This window comes from Pseudomonas sp. SIMBA_041 (assembly GCF_046535095.1).
Lineage (GTDB): Bacteria > Pseudomonadota > Gammaproteobacteria > Pseudomonadales > Pseudomonadaceae > Aquipseudomonas > Aquipseudomonas mucoides.
This window is the reverse complement of sequence record NZ_JAWRXJ010000115.1, coordinates 1-331: the sequence shown is the minus strand read 5'-3', so window position 1 is coordinate 331 and position 331 is coordinate 1. Positions and strand designations below refer to the sequence as shown.

The following is a 331-nucleotide window of genomic DNA, read 5'->3' as shown; positions in this document are numbered from 1 at the left end:
GTTCTAACGCCTTTAGCCTTAATTCTTTCACAGCATAATTCCAAGCATTGTACCCTGCTGCTGATTTTGTGGAAAAACTATTGTCTTCACGTTGGTAAGCTCTAAATGCTGCATCTACTGCCTTTTCAAACACTTCATAAGGAAGACCAATTTTTTTGAAATCACTATCATCCTTAGGTTCATTTGACTGGGTGATATGTTCAACTTTATAAGCGTGCATTTTTCTTCCTTTATCAATACTAGTTCCACTATTTTAACCTCAAATGAGGGGGAAAAACAAGAACTAACTACTTTTTAAGTGTGTATGTATGCAACCACTAAATACAAAGTA

At 35.0% G+C, this 331-nt stretch carries 1 protein-coding gene; it reads right to left on the bottom strand.

What is annotated here, in order from left to right; genetic code table 11:
* A partial coding sequence (locus SB725_RS30490) for a hypothetical protein (RefSeq protein ID WP_410923073.1) occupies positions 1-220 on the bottom strand: 220 nt, incomplete at its 3' end.
* Positions 221-331 lie beyond the last annotated feature (111 nt).